Origin of the sequence: Pseudomonas sp. NPDC087614, from assembly GCF_044743485.1 — a bacterium.
Taxonomy (GTDB): domain Bacteria; phylum Pseudomonadota; class Gammaproteobacteria; order Pseudomonadales; family Pseudomonadaceae; genus Aquipseudomonas; species Aquipseudomonas baetica_A.
In genome coordinates this window covers 1-3,464 of sequence record NZ_JBIUWN010000158.1, presented here as the reverse complement: position 1 = coordinate 3,464, position 3,464 = coordinate 1, and the positions used below count along the sequence as shown (strand labels likewise).

The 3,464-nt window shown below is 62.8% G+C and carries 4 protein-coding genes; all 4 read left to right on the top strand.

Annotation, left to right across the window (positions count from 1 at the left end; genetic code table 11):
* Nucleotides 1-344, top strand: a 344-nt coding sequence (gene nrdR, locus ACIOWA_RS27645; protein ID WP_401162897.1) for a transcriptional regulator NrdR, incomplete at its 5' end; no start/stop codon positions are given.
* Nucleotides 341-1,474 (top strand): bifunctional diaminohydroxyphosphoribosylaminopyrimidine deaminase/5-amino-6-(5-phosphoribosylamino)uracil reductase RibD, encoded by a 1,134-nt coding sequence (gene ribD, locus ACIOWA_RS27640; RefSeq protein WP_401162896.1) that lies wholly within the window; start codon nucleotides 341-343, stop codon nucleotides 1,472-1,474. The genes nrdR and ribD, both read left to right, overlap by 4 nt.
* A gap of 47 nt (nucleotides 1,475-1,521) precedes the next feature.
* Nucleotides 1,522-2,187: a riboflavin synthase gene (locus ACIOWA_RS27635; protein ID WP_339431303.1), complete on the top strand. Its 666-nt coding sequence runs from the start codon at nucleotides 1,522-1,524 to the stop codon at nucleotides 2,185-2,187.
* Between the two features lie 16 nt (nucleotides 2,188-2,203).
* The gene (gene ribBA / locus ACIOWA_RS27630; RefSeq protein WP_095188502.1) at nucleotides 2,204-3,295 is read left to right on the top strand and encodes a bifunctional 3,4-dihydroxy-2-butanone-4-phosphate synthase/GTP cyclohydrolase II; all 1,092 of its coding nucleotides are present in this window, start codon (nucleotides 2,204-2,206) and stop codon (nucleotides 3,293-3,295) included.
* Nucleotides 3,296-3,464: the final 169 nt, after the last annotated feature.

Here is a 3,464-nt window from a genome sequence, read left to right as displayed (position 1 = left end):
TCGAGACGGCCGAACTGGTGTTGCCGCGCCTGATCAAAACCGATGGCAGCCGCCAACCGTTCGACGAAGAAAAACTCCGCGCCGGCATGCAGCGCGCCCTGGAGAAACGTCCGGTGAGCGTCGAGCGCCTCGAATCCTCTCTGGTCCACATCAAGCACAAACTGCGCGCCACCGGCGAGCGCGAGGTCAAATCCCTCGTGGTCGGCGAACTGGTGATGGCCGAATTGCAAAAGCTTGATGAAGTCGCCTACATCCGTTTCGCTTCGGTCTACAAACGCTTCCAGGACCTCAACGAGTTCCGCGAAGAGATCGACCGCCTCGCCCGCGAACCGGTGAAACAATGACCACCGTCGCCGAGCAGGCCATCCTCGACGCCCACTTCATGGCCCGTGCGCTGGAACTGGCGCGCAAAGGTCACTACACCACGCACCCCAACCCCCGGGTTGGCTGCGTGATCGTGCGGGACGGGCAGATTGTCGGCGAAGGCTGGCACGAACGCGCAGGCGAACCTCACGCTGAAGTCCACGCCTTGCGCGCTGCCGGTGAACTGGCCCGGGGCGCTACCGCCTACGTCACGCTGGAGCCGTGCAGTCACCACGGCCGTACACCGCCGTGCGCCGATGCGCTGGTGAATGCCGGCGTTGGCCGGGTGGTCGCGGCGATGCGTGATCCGAACCCGCAAGTGGCCGGTCGTGGTTTGCAGCGTCTGGCCGATGCCGGGATCGTCACCGCAAGCGGCGTACTGGAAGGCCAGGCACGCCAGCTCAATCAAGGTTTTCTGAAGCGCATGGAACACGGCTTGCCGTTCGTGCGGGTCAAACTGGCCATGAGTCTGGACGGTCGCACGGCGATGGAAAGCGGCGAGAGCCAGTGGATCACCGGCCCGGCGGCACGTTCGGCGGTGCAGCGGTTGCGCGCCCAGGCCAGCGTGGTGCTGACCGGTGCCGACACGGTGCTGGCCGACGGCGCGCGGTTGACCGTGCGTGCTGACGAACTGGGCCTGGATGCCGAGCAAACGGCGCAGGCCATGAGCCGTCCACCGCTGCGGGTGCTGATCGACGGGCGCCTGCGCGTGCCGCTGGATGCACCGTTTTTCAAGGCGGGCCCTGCCTTGGTCGCCACGTGCATGGCGGTCGAAGAGCAATACGCCAACGGCCCGGAATGCCTGATCGTGCCGGGTGATGACGGTCAGGTCGATCTGCATCAACTGCTGGTCGAACTGGCCAACCGTGGCGTCAACGACGTATTGGTCGAGGCCGGCCCGCGTCTGGCCGGTGCTTTTGCCCAGCTCGGTCTGGTCGATGAGTTCGTGATTTTCATCGCCGGCAAGTTCCTTGGTTCTACGGCGCGTCCGCTACTGGACTGGCCGCTGGCCTCTATGACGGACGCCCCCGAGCTGAAAATCACTGAAATCCGCGCCGTTGGCGATGACTGGCGAGTCACTGCGATCCCTGTGCTTTCGGCGAGCGTATAATTCCCGGCCATCGCGTTAGCGCTGGCTTCGTTCTCAAGGAGAACCCCATGTTTACCGGCATCATCGAATCCATCGGCAGCATCCGTGCACTGACCCCAAAGGGCGGCGATGTACGGGTGCATGTTGAAACCGGCAAGCTCGACCTGAGCGACGTCAAGCTCGGCGACAGCATCGCCGTCAACGGCGTCTGCCTGACCGCCGTTGAGCTGCCGGGCGACGGCTTTGCTGCCGACGTCAGCCGCGAAACCCTCGACTGCACCGCCATGAACGACCTCAAAAGCGGCAGCCCGGTCAATCTGGAAAAAGCCCTGACCCCGACCACTCGCCTCGGCGGGCACCTGGTCAGCGGTCACGTTGACGGTGTCGGCGAAGTCGTTTCGCGCAGCGACAATGCCCGCGCCGTGGAATTTCGTATCCGCGCGCCGAAGGAACTGGCCAAGTACATCGCCCATAAAGGCTCGGTCACCGTCGACGGCACCAGCCTGACCGTGAACGCGGTCGATGGCGCTGAGTTCATGCTGACGATCATTCCGCACACCCTGAGCGAAACCATCATGGCGTCTTACAAGCCAGGTCGCCGGGTGAACCTGGAAGTCGACTTGCTGGCGCGTTATCTGGAACGTCTGCTGTTGGGTGACAAGGCCGCAGAGTCGACGGCCGGCAGCACGATTACCGAAAGCTTTCTGGCCCAAAACGGCTACCTCAAATCCTGACTGAAGGGGGTGCCTTGTGGCGCTCAATAGCATCGAAGAACTGGTTGAAGACATCCGCCAAGGCAAGATGGTCATCCTCATGGATGACGAAGACCGCGAGAATGAAGGCGACCTGATCATGGCCGCCGAATGCTGCAAGGCCGAACACATCAACTTCATGGCCAAGCACGCCCGTGGCCTGATCTGCATGCCGATGAGCCGTGAGCGCTGCGAACTGCTGAAGCTGCCGCTGATGGCGCCGCGCAATGGTTCCGGCTTCGGTACCAAGTTCACCGTGTCGATCGAAGCCGCCGAAGGCGTGACCACCGGCATCTCCGCCGCCGACCGTGCGCGCACCGTGCAAGCGGCTGCCGCCAAAGACGCCAAGGCTGAAGACATCGTCAGCCCGGGCCACATCTTCCCGCTGATGGCTCAGGCCGGTGGCACCCTGGCTCGCGCCGGTCACACCGAAGCCGCTTGCGACCTGGCGCGCATGGCCGGTTTCGAGCCGAGCGGCGTGATCTGTGAAGTGATGAACGACGACGGCACCATGTCCCGTCGCACCGAACTGGAAGCGTTCGCCGCCGAGCACAACATCAAGATCGGCACCATCGCCGACCTGATTCACTACCGGATGATCCACGAACGTACCGTTCAGCGGATTGCCGAGCAGCCACTGGACAGCGAACTGGGCCAATTCAATCTGGTGACCTATCGTGATTCGGTGGAAGGCGACGTGCACATGGCCCTGACGTTGGGCACGGTTTGCGCCGAAGAGCCAACGCTGGTTCGCGTACACAACATGGACCCGCTGCGCGACCTGCTGATGGTCAAGCAGCCGGGCCGCTGGAGCCTGCGCGCGGCCATGGCGGCGGTTGCCGAGGCCGGCAGCGGTGTGGTGCTGTTGCTCGGTCACCCGCTTGACGGTGACGTGCTGCTGGCGCACATCCGTGAGACCGCCGATCAGGCTGTGGTGAAAAAACCGACCACTTACAGCATCGTCGGTGCCGGTTCGCAGATCCTGCGTGACCTCGGTGTTCGCAAAATGCGCTTGATGAGCGCACCGATGAAATTTAATGCGATATCCGGTTTCGATCTGGAAGTTGTAGAATACGTGCCCTCCGAATAATGACCGGTTGTTTCCGGCCCTGTATTCGCGGCAAATAAATCACTGAGGGACGCGTAAAAGACGCGTCCCGGCTCTTTAAGAGATCTGACGAATGACCCTGAAGACCATCGAATGTACCTTGAAGGCCCCAAAAAGGGGCGCCGAGGGGGGGGTTTTGGGGGTGTAAAGC